This window comes from Bacteroidia bacterium (genome assembly GCA_033391075.1).
Classification (GTDB): domain Bacteria; phylum Bacteroidota; class Bacteroidia; order J057; family J057; genus JAWPMV01.
Window position 1 is genome coordinate 7,384,664 of sequence record JAWPMV010000001.1, and the last position, 23,696, is coordinate 7,408,359.

The window sequence follows — 23,696 nt, forward strand, 5'->3', positions numbered from 1 at the left end:
CAGCTAAAGTCAAGGTCGTTAGCTTGACAGAATTACATAAGCCTTTAATCTAAAACCTTTCCTTATATGAAATTACTTAACTATTTATCAGGAGCCCTCCTTTGTTTGGTGTTTTGCTTCTGTAATAATGCATTGCAAGCACAGTGTACCCCTGATAGTTCCATAACAAGTACAGGGATATTTCCCGATACGCTGGTAGGAACCTGTGCAGGTCTTCCTTATGAAGAAGTAATCAACCTTGTGATACCCAATGATACCATCGTGGGAGGATTTCCTGCAACAATAGATTCACTAGTATTGGATTCCGTTGCAGGTTTGCCTCCAGGACTTAACTTTTTCTGCCTGAATGGAAGCTGTTCGATAGCTGGAGGATCACGTTCTTGTGTCCTGGTTTCGGGTACACCAACTACCCCAGGAGTTTATCCTATTGATCTATATATAACCGGTCATGTTGTTGTTTTTGGGGCTCCCATTGCGCAGCCTGATACCTTGTTTGCTTTCTATACTCTGACTGTAAATCCTGGTTTGATAACCTCAATCAGTATAACAAATGCGGCTTGTGGCGCCAGCGATGGTTCTGCAACGGCTATGCCCTCAGGTGCAGCTCCATACACCTACGCCTGGAGTACAGGTGCGACTACAGCTACTGCAAGTGGATTGGCTGCTGGTCTTTATTCAGTTACAATTACAGATGCAAATGGTTGTGAGGTAACAGAATCATTGGAAATACAAAACATAGGGAATATTCCAGCTATTAGTGTAAGCAGTTCTGGCTGGGTAGGATGTTCTGAAACGGGTGGAGGAGCGATAGACCTGACAATTAGTGGAGGAATGGCAGCTTATTCTTATGCCTGGTCAAGTGGAGAAACTACAGAAGACCTGAGTGGTCTGGCTGAAGGGATGTATACCGTTACTGTTACAGATGCAAATAATTGTACAGACACGGAGGTGATCAATATCACCCAGCCAAGCGTGATGGACCTGGCTATTGATAGCCAAACGGATCTACTATGTGCGGGAGATAATTCTGGTACAATTACAGCTAGCTTGAGTGGAGGTCAAACACCTTATACCACAAGCTGGGATACCAATCCTGTTTCTACGGGTTTGAGTATTGGGAATCTTTCCGGTGGAACCTATACCCTCACCGTTACAGATGATTTGGGTTGTATCAAAACAGCTGCAGCAACATTGACCGAACCTAGCCCAATTGTCCTAAGTGTAGCTGATACTTCTGAAACCGCTGCTGGTGCAATGAACGGTTCTGCAACGGCTACAGTTAGCGGAGGTACTCCTCCTTATACGTATTCCTGGGACAATGGAGCTGATAGCTCAAGAATTGATAGCCTTATTAGCGGCACCTATATTCTGACGGTTACCGATGCTAATAATTGTGTGGTGAAGGATACAGTAGTAGTACAACAATGGGCTGTGGGGATTGAAGATGAATTGGCTGCGGGGATCAACTCACTCAGTATTTATCCCAATCCAAACCAGGGACAATTTAGCCTGGACCTTTCTCTGCAAAATCCTGAATCTGTTATCATCAGTGTATTTGATCTGAGAGGACAAAAGGTCTTCGAAGAACAGACCGAAAGAGGTCTTCAATTTGAGAAATTGATTCAATTGAATGATGCCGGAAAAGGGATGTATGTATTGCAGATACAAAGCCCCAGAGGCCTGGCTATCCGGAAATTTGTTATAGAATAAATAAACCTACAGAAAAGCGGTGAGGTCTTCGGATTTCACCGCTTTTTTTATAAAATAAATTGTATATTTGGTTAATTTACGCTAAAGCGCTGATGAAAGAATTCAGCCAAATTCCCACCTAAGCAAACGCATTTTTTTAGTTTTTTATCCCCCATTGGATATAAGGCATTACAATTTATTGACCTAACTAATGAAAACGGTTACCATTTTCTTTAAGGAAATTCTGGTGCTTGCTTGCTTGCTTTTTTGCACCAACTTACATGCTCAAATTTGTGTTCCTGATACCTCGGGAAATGCTCAGGGCATTTTCCCTTCAACTCTCCCCAATATATGTTTAAATGAAAGCTATCAGGCGACAATCACTGTTAGAGTACCCGCTGATACGAATATCGTAGTTGGAGGCACAACTTTTTTTGCAATTATTGATTCTCAGGTGATTGATAGTATCAAAGGTCTGCCTCCGGGCATAACATATTCCTGTCAAATGTCAGCTTGTGTAATTTCAGGAGGTTCTGAATCCTGCATTCTGGTTTCAGGTACTGCCAGTCAGGCAGGTACCTATCCCATAGATATTATTTCAACGATCTACGGAACAGTAAGCGGAGTACCCAACACGCTGGTAGATACACAACAGGCATATTATACCATCATCGTTAATACACTAACCGCTACAACTGCCTCTACTCCGGCAGATTGCGATGCGATGAATGGAACTGCCAGTATTACGCCCAGTGGAACGGCACCATATACCTATAGCTGGAATAATGGAGGAACAACGGCTACAATTTCTAACCTTGCTACTGGGCAATATACCGTGACAGTCACGGATGCAAATGCCTGTTCGATTACGGAGACGGTAAGTGTTGGAAATACAGGAGCTGCCCCTCAAATCACAGTAGATAATGTAAGCTGGACGGGTTGTGCGGAAGATGGTTCGGGACAGATTGATTTGACGGTTTCAGGTGGAAGTCCGGCCTACACCTATGCCTGGTCTTCTGGTCAGGATACAGAGGATCTCAGTGCGCTGCCTGCCGGAAATTATCAACTGACTGTTACTGATGCACTCGGTTGTATAGCTATGCAAAGTGTGGAACTTACTGCTCCAGCTACGCTAACAAGCCAGGTATTGATTCAAACCAATAACCTTTGTTCAGGTGAAAATAATGGGTCTATTTCAACCACCATCACCGGAGGAGTCACTCCTTATATGATCAGTTGGAATACGGCTCCTCCTGTAACAGTGGAGACAATCAATAATCTTCCAGCAGGTCAATACACCATGAGAGTTGAAGACGCTATCGGCTGTGTGAAATTATTGAATACAACGATCACTGAACCTCCGGCTCTTGGGATTGTCTTTGAGGATAGTTCTGAAACTGCTGCAGCTGCTATGGATGGTTCTATAGAAGCCGTAGCAAGTGGAGGTACGCCGCCTTATACCTATGCCTGGTCTAATGGAGAAAGTACGGCCTTTATTGATAGCTTGAGTTCTGCCAGTTATAGCCTGACCATAACAGACGCTAATAATTGTGTGTTTACAGATTCTGTGCAATTGGGACAATGGGCAGTTGGAATTGAGAATGAATTCGAAGCAGCTATTTCCGATCTGAGAATCAGTCCTAATCCCTCAAGTGGAATATTCAAGCTGGATCTGGAATTAAGCAAACGACAGGAACTAAAACTGGAAGTTCTGGATTTGCAAGGGAAGCTTCTTTTCGCCAAATCCTTTCCTCAAAGCCTATTGCTTCAGGAAGAAATAAAGCTCGATCGTTTAAATAGCGGTTTATACTTTGTCAGGATAAGCTCTCCGCTGGGTTCTACCAGTAGAAAATTGATGCTTAGATAAATGAAAAAAGGAGAGTCAGATGACTCTCCTTTTTTCTTAAACTCCATTTGCCTGAAGTTGATTATAGAGGGGAAGAGAAAAGAAAAATTCCGCTCCCGAATTTCTTTTGTTGCGAACGTTGATATGCGTTTCGTGGAGTTCGAGGATTTTTTTCACGATGGCTAGTCCCAGACCCACTCCCTCATTGGGTGTGTCATCGGGAGATTTGCCTCTTTGATAGCGTTCAAAAATAAAGGATTGTTTCTCGGCGGGTATTCCCGGACCACTGTCCAATACGCGTATGGTTACACCTTCTTCTCCGTTCTCCAACTGCAGACTTACCTTTCCTCCTTCAGGCGTAAATTTAATCGCATTGTCCAGAAGGTTTTGCAAAACCCTTTCGACCAAAGAAATATCAGCAAAAACCAAAGGAAGCTGATCCGGATGAATAAGTTCGAGGCTGATATTTTTTTTCTTCCCCAAAACCTCATATTTCAATTTTACATCATGAGCTAATTCCGTCAAAAAAAAAGGTTCTTTTTGAGGCTCAATCTGCATAGCATCCAACTTCGTATATTCAAAAAGCTGCTGAATAAGGCGATTGAGTCTATGGCTGCTGCTGGTGATGATATTGAGATACTTCATGCGTTCCTCCTCTCCCAATTCCGTATTCTTGATCATCAGGGTTTCCACATATCCCTGCATGATGGCAAGAGGAGTTCGCAGGTCATGAGATACATTGGCAATCAATTCCTGCCGTAGTTTCTCCACAGATTTGATCTGTTCGATATTGGCTTCCAGCGTATCGGCCATCTCATTGAATGTTTCTGCCAGAGGATGCCAATCCTGAGCTGCGTGCTCATCTATTCGGGCATCCATATCGCCCTCTTTAAATCTGGTTACAGTGGCAAGAACTTCCCGCAAACTTCGGGTTACGTACCAAAGTGCGAACAATCCCAGGGCCAATGCCAGAAAAAGGGAAAGAAAGAAGTAACGGGTGCCCAAATTTATAAAATAGTCGCTTTCGAGGACCCCCGCTACTCCAGCTCTTTTTTCGCTAGCCAGTATGATATAAATGTATCCTTGCAGCTTTTCATCCTGTACAATCTTGGCCGCAGAGAACACATTTTGTTTTTCCGGATGTCTGGGATCGTCTCCCATGATGAAGGGTTTTTCTTCGCTGGCAATAAATTCTTTTAAAGGAGCCAGACTGACCTTCTCCAGTTTGACCACTTTGTAAGGGGCAACATAGGTGATAATGTTTCCGAGCGTATCCAATAGGTAGACTTCTACTGAAGGATTGATCATCATCATCGAATGCATGATGTCCTGCATCGCAGTCGTATCTACCTGCCCGTCCTTGTAAATGGATTTATTTTCCGCAACTGTATACTCCGCAATATTTCCATACAGCTGCTGATTGACTTCGTACATATAATCCCGCTGGATCATGCGCGAGATGAGCAAATAGACCAGCCCCAGACTTGCCAGTGCAAAGAGGAGGGTCATAGCTACCTTGAAAAATAAGGTGTTTTTGAGATTCATGAGAACTTCTTAAGCATTTTCGTTAAAGCGATACCCTATGCCCCAGGAGGTAAGGATATAGCTGGGCTGATTCATATCAGGCTCTATTTTTCTTCTTAGGCGATTGATGTGAGAGTTGACTGTATGTTCATAGCCGTCAAAATCATAGCCCCATACGAGGTTCAGGATGCGACTTCTGTCAAAGCTTTTCCCTGGATGAGAGGCAAGCAAACTCAGGAGCTCAAATTCTTTAGGTGAAAGGTCAATTCTTTCTTCCCTGATGCTAACAGCTCTTTTTTCCAGGTCAATTACCAATTCGCCAAATTGAAGCTTCTGTTTGATCTTTGATTCCTCCTCGCTGGATTTGAGGACTTCCGTTCTTCTTAAAATGGATTTCACCCGTGCCAAAAATTCTCTGACACTAAAAGGCTTGGTCATATAGTCATCAGCCCCCATTTCCAGTCCCAGTACTTTATCGATTTCTTCTGAACGTGCCGTGAGCATCATAATGGGAGTACTTTTCTGTTCCACACGAAGAGTACGGCAAATTTCCAGTCCATCTATACCGGGAAGGTTCAGGTCAAGAATCACCAGATCAAATCTTTCAGCCCTTGCCATTTCCAATCCTTTCTTCCCTTCGAATGCGGTAGAAAGGGCGTATTCATGGTCTTTTAGGTGGATTTCCAGCAAAGAAACGATGTCCGGATCATCCTCAATGATCAATATCTTCTTCATTTTTTGATTTTTCATGCTAAAGTACGCCTCTAATTATCACAAAAATATCACAGAGATGACAAGTATTCTGTTTAATGATGATCCAATCGTGATCATTCTGTGATAATGTAACGATAATTTTGGTCCCTCATCCAATTCTCAAAGCTCAGCACATTTTAAGCTACGCGTATGAAACGAATTTATTCTTTTCTTCTGGTAGCCCTGTTTTGCAGTTTACCCTTTATCTATGGGAAACTTGTGGAACAGGCTAAATTTCTGGACCATCGTTCAGAAACCAGAGTTGCTGCGGTAGAAGTAGATCTATCTACTCCTGCGGCATTTTCAAACACCCTGATGACTTGTGATGGGGGTATGGTAAGCACAAGTTCTGGAGCCGACACAACCTATGTATGCTATGACGGAACAGATCAAATCATTGCTTTCGACAGCACCAACACAAGTATGGACAATTTCCAGTACGTAGTTACCGATGCCAATGGCGTTATCCTGGGGCTTCCTCCGGCAGATATGGTGAATTTCACCGCCGCAGGACCTGGAGAATGCTGGGTGTGGGGACTATCCTATACTGGAAACCTGACCGCTATGGTTGGGGATACTGCAACAAGCATCAATCTGTCTGATGATTGTTTCGACCTCTCCGACAATTTTGTAGTAGTATTGAGAGACACTGTTAGCGGCGGTATCGTCAGTTCTGCTTTTGGAACAGATACAGTCAATGTTTGTATCGATGATGCTACAGCTGCTATTTCATTTAATAGCACTGATGCAGTAGGACCCAACTTCCGGTATGTAGTTACGGATGCCAATGGAGTTATCCTTGGGCTTCCTCCTGCAAATATGGTAGACTTCTCAGGAGCCGGAATCGGCGAGTGCTGGGTATGGGGTCTTTCTTATTCAGGCATGCTAACGGCTCAGCTGGGAGATACGGCTACAGCTGTTGATTTGACCGATGGTTGTTTTGACCTCTCCGACAACTTTGTAGTTGTATTGAGAGATTCAATGCCCATCGATGGAGGCCGGGTTTATACCGAGTCTCAAATGGATACAGTTTACGTTTGTTATGATGGCAGTCAGCAAGTAATTGCTTTCGACAGTTCCATGACCAGCGGACCTAATTTCCAATATGTAGTAACGGATGCAAATGGAACTATCCTGGGATTGCCACCAGCAGACATGGTTGACTTTACAGCAGCTGGTCCTGGTGAGTGCTGGGTTTGGGGACTTTCTTACAGTGGAAACCTCACTGCACAAGCAGGAGACAATGCGACTCAGGTTGCGTTGACTGACGGATGTTTTGAGTTGTCTGAAAACTTTGTAGTAGTATTCAGAGATAGTGTAAGTGGGGGTATCGTGAGTTCTGCTTTTGGAACGGATACGGTTCATGTATGTATCGATGATGCTACACCTGCAGTTTCCTTTTCAAGCATGGATGCGGTTGGACCTAACTTCCGGTATGTCGTTACAGATGACAATGGAGTTATCCTCGGACTTCCTCCTGCAAATACGGTAGACTTCTCTGGTGCTGGCATCGGCGAATGCTGGGTATGGGGACTTTCCTACTCTGGCATGATCACTGCTCAAGTGGGTGATACAGCTACTTCCGTCCCTTTGACTGATGGTTGTTTTGACCTTTCTGACAACTTTGTAGTTGTACTGAGGGATTCCATGCAGATCGACGGTGGACGTGTATACACAGAAGCTTTGCAGGATACGGTTTACGTTTGCTACGATGGTACGCAGCAGGTGATTGCTTTTGATAGCTCTATGACTGCCGGACCTAATTTCCAATATGTAGTTACTGATGCAAATGGAACCATCCTCGGATTGCCACCTGCGGATATGGTTGACTTTACAGCAGCTGGTCCTGGCGAGTGCTGGGTATGGGGGCTTTCCTATACCGGGACCATCACGGCTCAAGCTGGAGACAATGCGACGCAAGTTGCCTTGACCGATGGATGCTTTGAGTTGTCTGAAAACTTTGTAGTAGTCTTCCGAGATTCTGTAAATGGGGGTATGGTAAGTACTGCTATGGGTGAGGATACGGTAAGCGTTTGTATTGATGACAATACGGCAGCTATTGAGTTTGCCAGCATGAATGCTACAGGAGAAAACTTCCAGTATGTAGTAACTGACAACAATGGTATCATCCTCGGATTACCACCCGCAAATATGGTAGACTTTTCCGGAGCCGGTATCGGTGAATGCTGGGTGTGGGGACTTTCCTACACTGGAAATCTCACAGCTATGACCGGACAAGATGCAACTCAGATCGATTTCTCTGATGGTTGTTTTGACCTCTCCGACAACTTTGTAGTTGTATTCAGGGATTCGATTCCTGTAGATGGAGGTATGGTGCTGACTGAAAGTGGTAAGGATACTACCTATATATGCTACGATGGTACTCCACAAGTGATTGCTTTCGATAGCGCAGGAACTGCCGGACCTAACTTCCAATATGTAGTTACAGATGCAAATGGAACTATCCTGGGATTACCACCTGCAGATATGGTTGACTTTACGGCTGCTGGACCTGGTGAGTGCTGGGTATGGGGACTTTCCTATACGGGTACTATTACTGCCATGGCCGGAGACAATGCTACGCAAGTAGCCTTGAGTGATGGCTGTTTTGAATTGTCAGAAAACTTTGTCGTGGTATTCCGCGATTCAGTAAGTGGAGGTATGGTAAGTTCTGCTTTCGGGCAGGATACCGTGAATGTGTGTATCGATGATTCAACTCCTGCAGTGGCTTTCGCAAGCACAGATGCAGTAGGGATGAACTTCAGCTATGTAGTGACAGATGCCAATGGAGTAATCCTCGGCCTGCCACCTGCGAACATGGTTGACTTCTCTGGCGCTGGAATTGGCGAATGTTGGGTATGGGGACTTTCCTATTCAGGAGAAATTACCGCTCAATTGGGAGATACTGCTACAGCGGTTGATCTGGCTTCCGGTTGCTTTGACCTCTCTGATAATTTTGTAGTAGTACTTCGCGACTCTATGGAAATTGACGGAGGAATGGTACTGGCTCAATCAGGAGTTGATACAGTTGAAGTTTGTATTGATGGTTCTGCTCAGCTGGTACGCTTTGATAGCACCGGAACTTCCGGAGCCAATTTCCAATACGTGGTAACTGATGCTTCAGGAAAAATTCTTGGATTGCCTCCGGGTGATCAGGTTGATTTTGGTCCTGCGGGTGTTGGTGAGTGCTGGGTTTGGGGATTGTCCTATACGGGTAATCTGACTGCAGCTGTAGATGACAATGCCTTGGAGGTAGCTCTTAGTGATGGCTGCTTCGAATTGTCAGAAAGCTTCCTCGTCGTACTGAGAGATTCATCTTTCTGTAATGTGGGCATCGAAGACGAATTGGGACTTGAGGATTTCAAAATCTATCCGAATCCGACTACGGACAAGGTGGTGGTTTCTTTCCTCTCTATCCAGCCGATTCGTGAAGATGTAGAACTTCGGGTTTATGATCTGAAAGGACAGCTCCTGGATAGCAGAAGCGTAGCACCCACAGGCTCCAGCAGTTTCGAAGCTGAGGTCGATTTGAGCAGATTCGAAGATGGATTATACCTTATCCAAATTCAAAACAATCAAGGAGTATATCATCAGAAAGTCATAAAAAGATAGTTTTAGTTTTGGTTTAAGGTTTGCCTTTGGCAAAGATGTGTCCCCGACCCATGGGGTCGGGGATCTTTTCCTCAAAACAATACGTGCTGAGCAATTTAGAAATCCCCACCTCTGGTGGGGGTTTTCTTTTTGTCCTGGAACAGTTTATCAACTCTGATTGAGTCCGAAGGAAAGTTCAAGTATCAAAACCAGACTCAAATAAGTATGATACTTGAACTTAATTCGAATGGAATAGTAGCTAGCCTTAGCTATAAAAACTCTTTTCTCAGAAAGACATTCCTCCAAACAAAAAATCCCCAGTCCTCTCGGACCAGGGATTTCCCTTTTAAGGGAAGTGTGATGGTAGTAGTAGTATGTTCTCTTTTAGCGTATTGACAGCTTATCTTTCGTTTCGGTAATGGCGGGGGAGGGCATTACTCATTAGCGATATACTCAAATACCTGAGAGCTGGCATGCTTGATACCCGGAGCCTGGTTGAGCACTCGGTTCATTTGTACCAACATACCATTGTTGTCATAGACGTAGGACATAACTCCCATTTGAACACCGTTTTCTTTCCATTCGGCTTCAATAGGATTACCCGCTACATTGTAGACATAATTGTACTCTACTACATTATTAGTTTCAGTTTCTGTTTTTACCTGCACAAGCAGATCCATATCATTGTATGCATAAGAAACTTTCTTTTTCGTCATTCCGACAGCATCTTCTTCAGATTCACTGGTGGTTCTCCCCAACTCATCATAGGTAAATTTCTGAACTTGTTTCACCTGGTTGTTTTGAAGAAATTTGATTGCCACCAATTGACTGTCCGCATTGTAGATATATCTTCTGGATTCTATGAGCATGACATCATCTTTATTGATCATCTCATAGTTTTTGACCTGATAGATATTCTTGTTCCCATCAAAGCGATAGCCTGCTTTATAGGATTTGTTATAAATCTTGTCTTCTTTCAATTCCCACCGTAAAACTCCCCGATCATTATAATCAAACTCACGAATCTGGCTAGTGTCATTTTTTCCAAGCTCTACAAACTGGATCATTTGTCCCTCTTCGTCAAAAAGAAAGGTGCGGGAAGCATCATGCTTGGCGCTGAGAGAATAAAGACTGGAAAAAGATTTTACATTGATGGCTTTGATGTTGTTACGACGAACAAAACTGCCATCGAAATCCTTGGGATACCAGGATGACTCAGTGATTTTAAAGGGGAATGATTGACCATAAGATACGGTACATATAGCCAATGAGATGAACAGAGTAAATATATTCCTCATAGAGAAAGCAAGGTTAACGTGCTTAATGGGTAACTAACAACTTTTTACAATTGGCCTTCTGGTTGTATTAAAGGGGGGAATTGGGCGATAACTTTTTGTATTGTTCGTGTTAGAAGGAGGTTGGATTTTTGTCCGTCTTATATAAAAAACGAATAAAAACTTTACGCCCTTAGAACACAATACTTTAGGTTAACGCAATGAAGATACAGATTTATTAGGCATAAATTCAAGTGCTATTCAAAATTTTATTTTTTCGAAGTATTTAACTAACAGATAATTATGCTCGTGCTAATTAATTTAGCTGGAAATCTGCACTTCTGCCTATTTTCTCCCAAAAATATGATTATAATCTTGCAATAAAGTTTGCAAAAACTGACGGGGAGGCATGTCTGACTGAATCTTTGCTACTGATTTTACTTTTTCTGATAGTTTTCTGAGCAAACGAGGATTCGAGCTTTTAATTCCTGCATCCAGAACTTCTTTCAGGATGGAGACATCTCTATCTGAAAGTCTTTCGATTTCCGGGAACTTTACTACATAATCCTGACCCGTTTCTACAAAAATAGTATCCCCAAAAGTTGTAACGAGTTTTAACTTGACCACCGTAGTACCTGCAGCTAAATCTCCCAGTCGTTGGTTGTTTTTTGTGATGCCTATGGCAATCAGTCCGACCACTCCGGGAATAAACACACCAAAGCCCCCACCGAAAATGCTGAAAATGTATAGAGAAAACCATACATCAATCATTTTCAGTACCCAGCGAATCAAATAATTGGAGAGGGTTGTAGACTTGCCATCCACCCGTATGGTGCGCAGTTTTAAGGCCATTTTCCCCAGGGTTTGCCCATTGAATAAAAATTCCATCAATAAGCTATAGGCAGCAGCAGGTAGCGTAAGTATCTGAAAGATGGCATTTTGTTTATACCAATAATCCCCTAAAGATTCATCCCCCATAGGACTCGTATTTACCAGATACAAGATCAGGAAGAGGTATAACCAATACAGAATGAAATCTATAAGTCCGGCAAGAATTCTTTCCCCCATATTGGCCACTGGGTATTCCAGTTCAATATTTTGGGTGGTAGGGATAATGATAGTTTTCATGGAAGAATTTTCCTAATTTCACTTTTCAACATACAGCCTGGTCGTCCCATGAGCTTTGACCCAGGACAAATATAGCACAATTATTAGATGAGAGAGCCAGCTTTTCTGCGCCGAAATAAAGATAAATGGCTGGAATATGAAAAAACCTTGTCCTCAGGATATCAGGGAAACTTAGCTCCTGACCGTCTCGCAGAACTTTATGTCCAACTTACCGATGACCTTGCCTATGCAAGGACATTTTATCCCCAAAGCCAAACGGTCAAGTACCTCAATGGTCTTGCTGCCAGGACGCATTTAGCCATCTATAAAAACAAGCGCGAAAAGAGCAATCGATTTGTCAACTTCTGGAAAACAGAATTGCCCCTGATTTATCGGAAGACCCATCGATATATGCTCTACTCTTTTGTCCTCTTTACTTTTACTTTTTTTGTTGGTTTTATCGCAACCCTCGAATCCGATACCTTCGCACGTGCGGTTTTGGGAGATGGTTATGTGGATATGACAATCGAGAATATCGAAAAGGGAGATCCCATGGGCGTTTATAAGGATGACCCTTCCTTTCCCATGTTTGTGTCCATCTCTCTAAATAATATCCGAGTGTCTTTCTTTGCCTTCGTATTGGGCATATTTATATCCTTTGGAACCATGTATATACTCTTCCAAAATGGGATCATGGTGGGCGTATTCTTTGCCTTTTTCCATACCAAAGGTTTGATATGGGAAGCCCTGCCTGTAATATATATTCATGGTACGCTCGAACTTTCAGCTATCGTAATTGCCGGAGGCGCAGGTTTCTTGCTGGGAAATAGTATCCTTTTTCCTGGCACCTTTACTCGACTTCAATCTGTACAAATGGCTGCAAAAGATGGCATCAAAATTCTGATTGGATTAGTTCCGGTATTCCTTATGGCAAGCTGGTTGGAATCTTATATTACGCGTCTGACAGAAATGCCTTTGATCGTGAAGCTCCTGATAATTCTGGTTTCTCTGGCCTTTATTTTAGGGTATTACGTAATTTATCCCATCTATTTGGAGCGGAAAATGGGGCAGATAGCGATAGCCGATTTTTGGGAAAAAACAGCCGAATAGACAATCGTGAAAACAATAAAAATTCTACATATCCTGTGCATGTTTATATTCTTTTCTGGCTTTGAGCTGGAAGCGAAAGAACCTATACAGGATTTTGATAAAGAAAAGCTGGAAGAACTATGGGGAACGGAAGACTTTGATCAGGAAAAGAAAAATGAAGCTGTTCCTTTTTACGGGAAAGAACCCCTACGAAAAGGCTCTCCCAGCAATCAAAGTGGGAGCGGCAATGATCGAAGCATTTCTTCCCGCTCATCTTCCAGTAGCATAGGAGGTGCTGCTTCAACTTTCATGTACCTGATTGCTGCTTTATTTCTTTGTCTGATCGTGTATCTGGTCCTGAAAAGCACCCTCGGAGGCTCAGGTTTGAAAATTCAGGGCGACCAAATTCCCGAATTAGAAGAAGGAGATATTCAATCTTTGGATACGCGAAGCCTTATCGAACAAGCCCTGGATAGAAGCGACTACCGCCAGGCCATTCGTCTTCAATACCTGGATGTGCTCAAAGGGCTGGATGAAAAAAAGTGGATCCATTGGGAGCAGAACAAAACCAATCAGGACTATGTGAAAGAGTTGAATAAATCTAAACATGGGGAAGTCTTTGAGAGATTGACCTTCCATTTCGATTATGCCTGGTACGGAGATTTTCGAGTGGGAAAAGACTTATATGATAAGATTGCCCCGGGATTTAGGGATTTTAAAAAGAGATTAGGAGCCTAAGATGAAGTTTGATAAAAGAACATATCTCTTTATGGGTACTGGAGTCGGATTGATTCTGGTCTTCTATTTCATTGCCTTATTATTTCCGGGGAAAAAGCAGGTGGACTGGAGAGAAAACTTTGAAGGAGACAGAAAAGAACCTTATGGTAGCTATTTATTGAAGAATAGCCTTGCGGATCTTTATGAGCTGGATTCTGTGATCGTGAAAGAAGCATCCATGTTCGAACTCATGGCCCTGCAGGAGCAAAAAGGGGTGAGTATGTTTCTGATGAATAATAAAGTGAATTCAGATTATCTGGAAGTAGAGGAGATGATGCTTTTTGCAGAAAGAGGAAACCACCTCTTTATTGCAGCACGAGAGTTCCCCTACTATTTAGGAGATACCCTTAATTTTGTGATAAAGGAATATTCAGAAGAACAGGATTCTATCCAGTTGCGGTTATCGGAAGACTCTGAGCTTCAGGCTAAATTTCCCAGCTATGGAATGAACTACCTCATACCGGGTATGGAGAAGGAGCTGGAGGTGCTGGTAGAAGACGAGCAGGGAAATCCTACCATGATAAAATACCTGATTGGGAAAGGTAGTCTTACCATCAGCACGACTCCCCGTATTTACTGCAACTACTATATGGTGCAGGATAGCAAAAGGGAGTTTATTTCAACCGCCCTCTCACAATTTCCGGTGCAAGAGGAATTGTGGTGGGATGAATACTACAAGAAAAACAAGTTCAGGTTTCGAGGAAGCTCCGGAGGAGGTGGGGGAGAAAATTCCGTCAGCACAATGGATTATATTTTCTCTCAGGAAGGACTCAAATGGGCCTTTTGGTTGAGTTTGTTGGCGCTGGCGGTTTATGCCATCTTTGAGTCAAAGCGCAAACAGCGAATTATTCCGGTCATCGAGCCCTTACCCAATTTGACCCTGGACTTTACAGAAACGGTTGGCAGGCTTTATTTTAAGTCTTCCGCACATAAAGAAATTGCCGAAAAAAGGGTCCGGGCTCTCCTGGCCTACATTCGCGAACACTACTTTTTGAAAACCGATAAATTTGATGAGAAGTTCCTGGCTTCCCTTTCGGCCAAGTCCAACATTTCTCTAAAGGATGTTCGGGTACTTTTCAGAAGTATAGAAAGAATCAGAAATGCACCTGAGATCTCAGAATCTCAATTAATAGAAATCAACCAATCCATAGACAATTTTTATTCTCTAGGGGCACGATAAGATGCCCATTGGAAGGAAAGCACAGTGTATAAACAGAAAAATCTATGTCAGAAGAACACACAAATCAGGAATTATCAGGGACAGAAGAGCCGACAAACCTTAGCCCACAAACAGAGCAAACAGCTGTAGAACAGGAAGGCGTGAAGCTAGAAGGAGGAACCGAAAATAGCCCTGAAAATGAGTATGCCTTGCGAACCCCTCTGGCCGCTTTCAAGACTACGGTTCAAAAAGTTAAGGATGAGATTGGCCTGGTGATCGTAGGGCAGGAGAAGATGGTGGAACTGATGATGGCAGCTATGCTTGCTGAAGGTCATATATTGATCGAAGGAGTACCGGGAGTCGCAAAAACCCTTGCTTCCAAACTTCTGGCAAGAACTCTGGAAATTCCTTTTTCCAGGATACAATTTACACCGGACCTAATGCCCTCAGATGTGCTTGGAACATCAGTCTTCAATGCCAAAACCACGGATTTTGAATTCCGTCCGGGCCCCATCTTTTCTCAAGTCGTCCTGATTGATGAGATCAACCGTGCTCCCGCCAAGACCCAGGCAGCTTTATTTGAGGTAATGGAAGAACGTCAGGTTACTATGGATGGAACCCGACACATAATGAAAGCTCCTTTCCTCGTTATCGCTACCCAAAATCCCATTGAACAGGAAGGAACTTATCGTCTGCCCGAAGCTCAATTGGATAGATTTATGTTCAAAATTGAAGTGGGATATCCCAGCCCGGAGGAAGAAAGCCGTATCCTGATGCACCACCACAACCGCAAAGGGATCAATGAAATCGAAGCAGTCAATGCGATTCTTTCTGCTGAAAAAATCCTCGAACTCCAGGCATTGGTAAAAGAGCTACACATAGAAGATAAACTGATGAACTATATCGTTCAGATTGTCAATAATACCCGAAACAATAAAGACATCTACCTCGGTGCTTCTCCACGTGCCTCCCTCAACATCATGATGGGAGCCAAAGCCATCGCAGCGATGCGAGGAAGAGATTTCGTTACGCCCGAAGATATTCAGTTTGTAAGCGCGCCTGTATTGAGACACCGCATCGTTCTGACACCTGAAAAAGAAATGGAAGGTGCCAGCACAGAGTCTGTCGTAAAACAAATGGTCGAACAAGTAGAAGTTCCGAGATAATCATTTAAGAATCCGCTTTGAATACATTTTTTAAAAGTCTGTTTCTTCGACCGAGGCTCTTCATAGTCTGGGGGGGACTGATTGCCTTTTTTGTCAGTGCATATCTATTCCCCTTACTTATACCTCTGGCCAAGATTGCGACCATGGTTCTTGCGGCATTTTGCTTTCTGGATGCAGCTCTTTTGTATTTGGGGAAAGGCAAAGTTGTAGGGGAAAGACTTACTCCGGAAAGGTTCTCAAATGGTGATATCAACCTCGTCAAGCTGAAACTGAAGAATGAATATAACTTTCCTGTTCAGTTGGAAGTGATAGATGAGGCACCTGATCAGTTTCAACTCAGGAAATTGAAGTTCTTCTCTAATCTTAAATCAGGAGGAGAAGATCAAGTCGAATACGAACTTAGACCGGTCGAAAGAGGGGAGTACCATTTTGGAGGATTACATGTATTTGTTTCTTCTCCCTTAGGTTTGTTGAAAAGACGCTTTACTTTTGGACAGGATCAGATGGTTCCAACCTATCCCTCTTATATCCAGATGCGCCGCTTTCAGTTTCTCGCCATTTCTCAGAGGCTCAATGATGTCGGAGTAAAGCAAATCCGGAGATTGGGAAACAGTACCGAATTTGAAAAGATAAAAGAGTACGTAAGAGGGGATGACTATCGCACGATCAACTGGAAGGCTACCGCTCGATCCGGAAAATTGATGGTCAATCAGTACATCGATGAGCGGGCCCAATATGTTTACTGTCTCATTGATAAAAGCCGGGGTATGAAAATGCCTTTCGAGGGCATGAGTCTGCTGGATTATGCCATCAATGCCTGTCTTGTACTTAGCAATATTGCCCTCTATCGTCAGGACAGAAGTGGATTGATCACTTTCGCAGAAAAGATTGATGCTTGCTTACCGGCCACCAATAAAATGACCCAGATGAATCGGATTCAGGAGGTGTTGTATAATCAGAAAACCCAATACCTGGAAGCCGATTACGAACGTCTATATACCTTTGTCAAACATAAAATTTCCCAAAGGAGTCTCCTGATCCTCTTTACCAATTTTGAAACCCTGACTGCCGTGAGGCGCCAATTGCCTTACTTACAAAAAATCGCTAAAAACCATCTGTTGGTGGTCGTGTTTTTTGAGAATACCGAACTCAGTGGATTGCTTGAGTCAAATCCTAAAAACACCGAGGAGATTTACATCAAATCCATCGGGGAAAATTTTGCCTTCGAAAAGCAACAAATTGTTAGAGAGTTGGAAAGGAATGGAATTATATCCATCCTTTCACCCCCACAAAGCCTCACAGTCAATACCATCAATAAATACCTCGAGATAAAATCACGGGCCATGATCTGATTGAGGAAAAATCCGTAGTTTTGGGACGCTTTACTCAAAAAAACCTTCAATGAACTACAGAACCCTCGGCAAAACCAAATGGAAAATTTCGGATGTATCCCTTGGCACCTGGCAAGTAGGTGGCAAATGGGGGCAGCCCTTTGATCCAAAACGTGCAAATGAAATTATCCGCACAGCTATAGACAATGGAGTCAACTTCATAGATACAGCGGATGTATACTCAGATGGATTGAGTGAGCAGGCGGTTTCTAAAGCCGTCAAAGAAACCAGTGAAAAAGTATTTATTGCAAGTAAATGTGGCCGAAGATTGAGCCCGCATAATGCCGATGGCTACAATCGGGAAAATATCACCCGATTTGTGGAGGAAAGTTTGCAGCGAATGAAAATTGATACCATCGACCTCATTCAACTTCATTGTCCTCCAACAGAAGTCTTTGAGCGTCCTGAAGTCTTTGGGATTTTGGATGACCTGCGTGAACAGGGAAAAATCAGAAGATATGGAGTGAGTGTTGAAAAAGTCGAGGAAGCGATGAAAGCCATTAAATTTCCCAATGTGGCTACGGTTCAAATCATCTTTAATCTCTTTCGCCTGAAACCAGCTGAGGAATTTTTTGCAGCCGCACAAAAAGCCAATGTGGGCATACTTGCTCGCGTTCCTCTGGCCAGTGGGCTGCTTTCCGGGAAAATGAACCTTGATACCAAATTTGGCGAGCACGATCACCGAAACTTCAACCGCAATGGCGAGGCTTTTGATAAAGGGGAAACCTTTTCAGGAGTCGATTATGCCCTGGGATTGAAGGTGGTGAAAGAATATATCCGCCTTTTTGGGGAAGAATACCTGGTCCAACATGCGCTGAGATGGATCCTCATGCATGAGGCCGTTTCCTGTGTGATTCCTGGCGCAAGTTCTGTAGACCAGGTACTCTCCAATGTCATGGCTTCTGAAATTCCAGCCTTACCTGAATTGGCGATGGAAGATGTGCTCAAGGTTTATGATACACATGTACGTGAGCATGTCCATCACCTTTGGTAAGCTTTATACCCAGGCGATCAATTTCTGATTTTTGACCCTTCTGTATGACCAGAGTAGGCAGAGGATAAATGCCATATTTGTCAAAATGACCTGCAGCCCCAATGCCTGATGATATTTGAACATTCCCAATTCAGCGGCTTTCAGCATCGTGGACTGCATAAGCCCTGTCAGGATAAATGCAGGGAAAATGAGTAGTATTAAGCTAAGGAAGTAAATGCTGAAGTTTTTTCTGCTTTTGTTTATGGAATGGCTGATGGCAGGGAGACTGTTATGCGGCTTGGTATAGAGGTAAACTATTCCACCGATCCAGCATAAACTTACCAGCCCAATCGAAATCCCACTCATCAGTTCGGTGCTAAGGGGAAGTCCGAGGTATTTCATCAAAAAAATGCTGCCATCACCCAGGATTCCAGTAGTAAGTTTAAGTAAAACGTATAAAAATGCTCCTGCCAAGACACAGAGTTTAAGCCGTAGGTTCAATTTGCTTTCCAGATTTTTCTCCCCCAATATTCTATAGTTCCAAAGCTCTTTGAAAAGGAGTATACCGGGCGAAAGATAGAATGAAAACTTCCAGATTAACATATGCCACCCAGTTGAAACAGAGCTACTGCCCGGAGTTCCCAGAAGGGAAGATAATCCAATCTGGAATAAAACCGGCAAGGGCAATAGTAAAATCCCTACCACAAAGAATGCCGGTCGTTTTATAAGTACAGGTATAATTTTGTTGTATAGCCTGAAGGCAAGGTTTTTAAATTGGAAGAGGACATACAGAAATAATACGCTCAGGCCTACACTACATCCATAAAGAAGAAAATTTGCCATTTCTGGTGAAAAATTACTTCCCAGATGGATAAAAGTATTGATGTATAAGGTATTGAAAAAGCTTGAGATCAAAGTCCAGAAAATCAAGCTGAGCGAAATGATCCAGAAATAGTTGATCCAGATATTTTTCTGGTTGGCCTGATAATATTGATCTATCAGTTTTTCGGTATCTCCCAGACTTTCCAGGCTCAATTCATAGGCTTTTTGGTCTGAGTGATCTTCGCGATTTATTTCGTAGGCATCCCTCACATGACTTTCCAGTTCATTGATATTGTCATAGGTAAAGGCTCCGCTTTTGCTAAGTCTGCTGCGTAAAGAATGGAGTGCAAGTTTTATCGAAAAAGAATCGGGGTCTTTCATAAAATTGGAAGGATGATGCAATCGTCTCGTGATTCGATCACAATATGTTGTTCAATGAGTTGAATAATAATTGTTTAAAATTCTCAGCTGGAAGTCTACTCAATTCCAGGCAATCAGTTTTTTATTTAGGGCCCTTTTGAAATTCCATTCACAAGGATTGATCTATAGAAAAATGTATTAGCTTTTCATAGGAGTTAGCTTAAATGGGCTTTCCAAAGCTTATCAAGCATCCCATTGATGAGCTTCCATTGCTGAATCTCCTGCTCCTGGGCTTTTTTGCCTGATTTAGTAATCTGATAATATTTTCTCCTCCTGCCATTTTCTCCCGCTTTCCATTGAGAACTGATCAGGCCTTTCTTTTCCAGTTTGTGTAAAACCGGATAAAGCATGCCATCAGTCCAGGTGATCTTATCACTCGAAAGTAATTTTACCTCCTGAATGATTTCGTATCCATAACTCTCTCCCTTACTGAGGATGCCCAATATGACAGGGATAGAGCTGGCGGCTGTTAAATCTTTAGATATCTTATCCATACCTTGTAGTTCTATGTATATACGCAAGTATACATAGAAGTTCTGGGTATGGCAAGGAGTTTATGAAAAAATGTGTTGTTGTGTTGGTGTTTATCATGGATAATAACTCCTGCACCCCAAGACCTCCGTTGCTTAATCCCAAAAACCGCAGTAATTTAGTATGAATATAAAGGACCTATACTCACGTCTACCTAAATGAAAAAGTTTTTAATCGTTCTCGCCATCTTGGGAGCAATAGCAGCAGCTGCATTCTTCTTCCTCAGAGATACCGGAGAAATCAAGGTGCTCATTTTCTCCAAAACGGAGGGCTTTCGACACGAATCCATAGAGCCCGGAATTGAGGCCATCAAAAAGATGGGAGAGGAAAAAGGCTTTTCCGTAGCTGCTACAGAAGATGCTGCGGTTTTTACGGAAACAGAACTCCAAAAATATAATGTCATCATTTTCCTGAATACCACAGGAGATATACTTGATCAGACTCAGCAAATTGAACTCAATCGGTTTATACAAGCCGGAGGAGGTTGGCTGGGAATCCATGCGGCGGCTGATACCGAATATGATTGGCCCTGGTATGGAGGCCTGGTAGGTGGTTATTTCAAAAGCCATCCCAACAATCCCAATGTTCGCGAAGCCAGCATGAAGGTGCTTGACCAGGGACATCCTGCTACAGAGGGATTACCTACGGATATGAAGCGTACAGATGAGTGGTACAATTACAAAGCCATAGACCCGGATATCAATGTGCTGATCAATTTGGATGAAAGTTCTTATGGAGGTGGAGAAAATGGAGAAGAACATCCCATTACCTGGTACAAAGAATACGATGGTGGCCGTACTTTTTATACTGGTTTTGGACATACCAAGGAAAGCTATCAGGAACCTGAATTCCTCAAATTGCTTTGGGGAGGAATCCAATATGTAGCAGGAGAAGGTCAGCCCGTAAACTTTGATTTGGCAACGGCTGCTCCAGAAGAAAATCGCTTCCGCAAGATCGTTCATGCACAGAATCTCTTCGAACCGATGGAATTGGTGATGCTTCCTAATCGCAAAATCCTTTTTGTAGAAAGAAGAGGAGGCGTCAAAGAATATGATCCCAAGACCAAAGAATTACGATTGGTAAAGGAAATGGATGTCCATTTCGGACATGAAGATGGTTTGCTGGGATTGGCACTTGATCCCAAATATGCTGAGACCAATCAAATATATCTTTTCTATTCGCCTCCCGGAGAGGAAGCCAAGCAGCACGTCTCTCGCTTTATCTATAAGGACGGAGAACTGGATTTGGCATCAGAACAAGTAATCATTGAAATTCCTACCCAAAGGCAAGAATGTTGTCATGCAGCAGGCTCTTTGGAGTTTGGTCCCAATGGGAATCTCTTTATCTCAACAGGCGACAATACCAGTCCTCGTGAGTCAGATGGATTTTCGCCTAGCGATGAGCGGGAAGGAAGAGGACCTTTTGATGCCCAGAAATCTTCTTCTAATACCAATGACCTCCGAGGGAAAATTTTGCGTATCAGACCTACTGCCGATGGATATGAAATCCCGGAAGGTAATCTATTCGCTGCTGACGGATCAGAAGGTAGACCGGAGATTTATGTGATGGGTTGTAGAAATCCTTATCGTATCAGTATAGACCAGCATACAGGAGATCTTTTTTGGGGAGATGTAGGGCCAGATGCGGGAAATCCTATGGAGAATCGAGGACCGCAAGGGCATGATGAAATCAATCGAGCCAAAGGCCCTGGTTTTTTTGGTTGGCCCTATTTCGTAGGAGACAATAAAGCCTATAATGAGTTTGATTTTGCGGACAGCCTTTCTCTGGCTGCTTATGATCCTTTGAAACCGATCAATAATTCACCCAATAATACAGGAGCCCAGGAATTACCTCCTGCTCAGCCTGCAATGGTTTACTATCCTTATTCAGCTTCTCCTGAATTTCCCTTAGTGGGAGATGGTGGACGAAATGCCATGGCTGGACCTGTGTTTTATCTGGAAGATTATCCTGAAAACCCCTATAGATATCCAGAATACTATGATGGAAAATTCTTTGCCTATGACTGGATGAGGGGCTGGATCATGGCCATCAGTTTTGATGAAAATGGTGAGATGCTTCGGATGGAGCCCTTTCTCCCGAATATGAAATTTAATAATCCGGTAGACATCATCTTCGGACCAGATGGTGATATGTGGATGCTGGAGTATGGGACAAACTGGTTCGCCCAGAATACTGATGCCCGACTGGTCCATATCGAATATAGCTCAGGTAATCGCGAACCGGTAGCTGTAATCGAGGCGGAAAAAAGCATCGGTGGCCTGCCGCTCAATCTACAGTTTAAAGGAGAAAATTCTATAGACTATGATGGAGATGTACTCACTTATGCCTGGAGTTTTACTTCGGATGAAGTGCAGAGTACGGAGGCCAATCCTCGCTTTACCTTTGAAAAGGCAGGGACTTATAATGTGAAACTCAAAGTTTCCGATCCGGACGGACTGGTACATCAATCAAGCTTTCAGGTAATGGTAGGAAATGCACTTCCAGAGATCAAGTGGAATATTGCAGGTAATCGTTCCTTCTATTTTGAGGGCCAAAATCTGGAGTATGAAGTTGAAGTATCTGATGAGGAAGATGGAAATATCGTGGAAAGCAATCCTTCGGCCATTACCGTTAGTATGGATTATCTGGCGAAAGGATTTGATATCAATGAAATCAGCCTGGGGCATGAAGCCATGATGGAAAAATCAACGGCCCTGATAGGTAAACAATTGATCTCAAATTATAACTGTAAGGCCTGTCATCAGGAAAAAGAAAAATCTGTCGGACCCACATATACTCAGATTAGCAAGCGTTATAAAGGAGATGATACAGCTATTAAGAATCTGGCCCAAAAGGTGATCAAGGGAGGCAATGGTGTATGGGGCCAATTGGCGATGGCTGCCCATCCTCATGTATCCACAGGAGAAGCCGAACAAATGATTCGCTACATTCTTTCTTTGGAAGGAGAAATTGCGATGCCATCACAGCCATTGAGTGGAAGCCTTGCTCCTGATTTCAAAGAAGAAAATGAAGAAGCAGTATATGTCCTCATGGCCAGCTATACGGATAAGGGAGGAGTGGAGATTGGACCTTTGACCGGAAGAGAAACCCTTATCCTAAAATATCCCAAAATCCATGCGGAGAGCGCAAAGAGCCTCAAAAAGGTGATGAAATTTGAAGTTACCCCTGAGATGGCAGAAGGGATGATCGATGAGCCCATGGAGATTTTGATCGGACGGGATCAGGGATATGCAGAATATGAAGCTTTTGACTTCACTGGTATCCAATCCTTTGACCTTATGGCTATCGCCAACTCCATGTTCATGGATGGAGGAAGTATAGAGTTCAGAATTGATGCTCCTGATGGGAAAGTAATTGGCAGAAAGGAAATAGAGACGAGTCTGGACTTCGATCCGGTTCTGGTACCTATGGCTATTGAGTCGGTAGAGGGTATGCATAAACTCTATGTAGTCTTTCATTCAAATGGAGATGGAATGGCTTGTGTGCTCGACTATTTCTTGCCAAGGATTACAGCTGCACCTGGTTCCTGATAAAGAATATGAGAAAGGCATTGGTGACTCAAA

General features: G+C 43.2%; 16 protein-coding genes. 10 read left to right on the plus strand and 6 right to left on the minus strand.

What is annotated here, in order from left to right; all coding sequences use genetic code 11:
- Positions 1–66 precede the first annotated feature (66 nt).
- Positions 67–1,710, plus strand: a complete 1,644-nt coding sequence (locus R8P61_29430; GenBank protein ID MDW3651236.1) for a T9SS type A sorting domain-containing protein — start codon at positions 67–69, stop codon at positions 1,708–1,710.
- Between the two features lie 190 nt (positions 1,711–1,900).
- Complete coding sequence (locus R8P61_29435; GenBank protein MDW3651237.1) at positions 1,901–3,556, plus strand: T9SS type A sorting domain-containing protein; 1,656 nt, start codon at positions 1,901–1,903, stop codon at positions 3,554–3,556.
- A gap of 36 nt (positions 3,557–3,592) precedes the next feature.
- Here the strand turns inward: R8P61_29435 and R8P61_29440 are convergent, their stop codons facing one another.
- Both R8P61_29440 and R8P61_29445 read right to left on the minus strand, forming a co-directional pair.
- Complete coding sequence (locus tag R8P61_29440) at positions 3,593–5,080, minus strand: HAMP domain-containing sensor histidine kinase (protein MDW3651238.1); 1,488 nt, start codon at positions 5,078–5,080, stop codon at positions 3,593–3,595.
- Between the two features lie 9 nt (positions 5,081–5,089).
- The gene (locus R8P61_29445) at positions 5,090–5,794 is read right to left on the minus strand and encodes a response regulator transcription factor (GenBank protein MDW3651239.1); all 705 of its coding nucleotides are present in this window, start codon (positions 5,792–5,794) and stop codon (positions 5,090–5,092) included.
- A 168-nt stretch (positions 5,795–5,962) separates the two neighbouring features.
- On the opposite strand from R8P61_29445, the gene R8P61_29450 reads away from it, so the two are divergent.
- Positions 5,963–9,424 (plus strand): T9SS type A sorting domain-containing protein, encoded by a 3,462-nt coding sequence (locus R8P61_29450; GenBank protein ID MDW3651240.1) that lies wholly within the window; start codon positions 5,963–5,965, stop codon positions 9,422–9,424.
- Positions 9,425–9,837: 413 nt separating this feature from the next.
- Here the strand turns inward: R8P61_29450 and R8P61_29455 are convergent, their stop codons facing one another.
- Both R8P61_29455 and R8P61_29460 read right to left on the minus strand, forming a co-directional pair.
- Complete coding sequence (locus R8P61_29455; GenBank protein ID MDW3651241.1) at positions 9,838–10,701, minus strand: hypothetical protein; 864 nt, start codon at positions 10,699–10,701, stop codon at positions 9,838–9,840.
- Between the two features lie 321 nt (positions 10,702–11,022).
- The gene (locus tag R8P61_29460) at positions 11,023–11,805 is read right to left on the minus strand and encodes an RDD family protein (GenBank protein ID MDW3651242.1); all 783 of its coding nucleotides are present in this window, start codon (positions 11,803–11,805) and stop codon (positions 11,023–11,025) included.
- An 87-nt stretch (positions 11,806–11,892) separates the two neighbouring features.
- Between R8P61_29460 and R8P61_29465 the strand changes: the two genes are divergently transcribed.
- From R8P61_29465 to R8P61_29490, 6 genes are read left to right on the plus strand one after another with little or no spacing between them, the layout of a single operon-like run.
- Positions 11,893–12,894: a stage II sporulation protein M gene (locus R8P61_29465; GenBank protein ID MDW3651243.1), complete on the plus strand. Its 1,002-nt coding sequence runs from the start codon at positions 11,893–11,895 to the stop codon at positions 12,892–12,894.
- 39 nt (positions 12,895–12,933) lie between these two features.
- A complete protein-coding gene (locus R8P61_29470) occupies positions 12,934–13,611 on the plus strand; it encodes a hypothetical protein (protein ID MDW3651244.1) in 678 nt (225 codons plus the stop codon).
- Between the two features lies 1 nt (position 13,612).
- Positions 13,613–14,830 carry a hypothetical protein gene (locus R8P61_29475; protein ID MDW3651245.1) on the plus strand — a complete coding sequence of 406 codons (1,218 nt, stop codon included), beginning with the start codon at positions 13,613–13,615 and terminating at the stop codon, positions 14,828–14,830.
- A 44-nt stretch (positions 14,831–14,874) separates the two neighbouring features.
- Positions 14,875–15,975 (plus strand): MoxR family ATPase, encoded by a 1,101-nt coding sequence (locus tag R8P61_29480; protein MDW3651246.1) that lies wholly within the window; start codon positions 14,875–14,877, stop codon positions 15,973–15,975.
- A gap of 17 nt (positions 15,976–15,992) precedes the next feature.
- Positions 15,993–17,327: a DUF58 domain-containing protein gene (locus R8P61_29485; GenBank protein ID MDW3651247.1), complete on the plus strand. Its 1,335-nt coding sequence runs from the start codon at positions 15,993–15,995 to the stop codon at positions 17,325–17,327.
- Positions 17,328–17,376: 49 nt separating this feature from the next.
- Positions 17,377–18,360, plus strand: coding sequence for an aldo/keto reductase (locus tag R8P61_29490; protein MDW3651248.1), 984 nt, complete (start codon positions 17,377–17,379; stop codon positions 18,358–18,360).
- A gap of 3 nt (positions 18,361–18,363) precedes the next feature.
- On the opposite strand, the gene R8P61_29495 is transcribed toward R8P61_29490, so the two are convergent.
- Both R8P61_29495 and R8P61_29500 read right to left on the minus strand, forming a co-directional pair.
- On the minus strand, positions 18,364–19,542 hold the full coding sequence (locus tag R8P61_29495) for a hypothetical protein (GenBank protein ID MDW3651249.1): 1,179 nt from the start codon (positions 19,540–19,542) through the stop codon (positions 18,364–18,366).
- 194 nt (positions 19,543–19,736) lie between these two features.
- Positions 19,737–20,075, minus strand: a complete 339-nt coding sequence (locus tag R8P61_29500; protein MDW3651250.1) for a helix-turn-helix transcriptional regulator — start codon at positions 20,073–20,075, stop codon at positions 19,737–19,739.
- Positions 20,076–20,270: 195 nt separating this feature from the next.
- On the opposite strand from R8P61_29500, the gene R8P61_29505 reads away from it, so the two are divergent.
- Positions 20,271–23,663: a ThuA domain-containing protein gene (locus R8P61_29505; protein MDW3651251.1), complete on the plus strand. Its 3,393-nt coding sequence runs from the start codon at positions 20,271–20,273 to the stop codon at positions 23,661–23,663.
- The last annotated feature ends 33 nt before the right edge of the window (positions 23,664–23,696 follow it).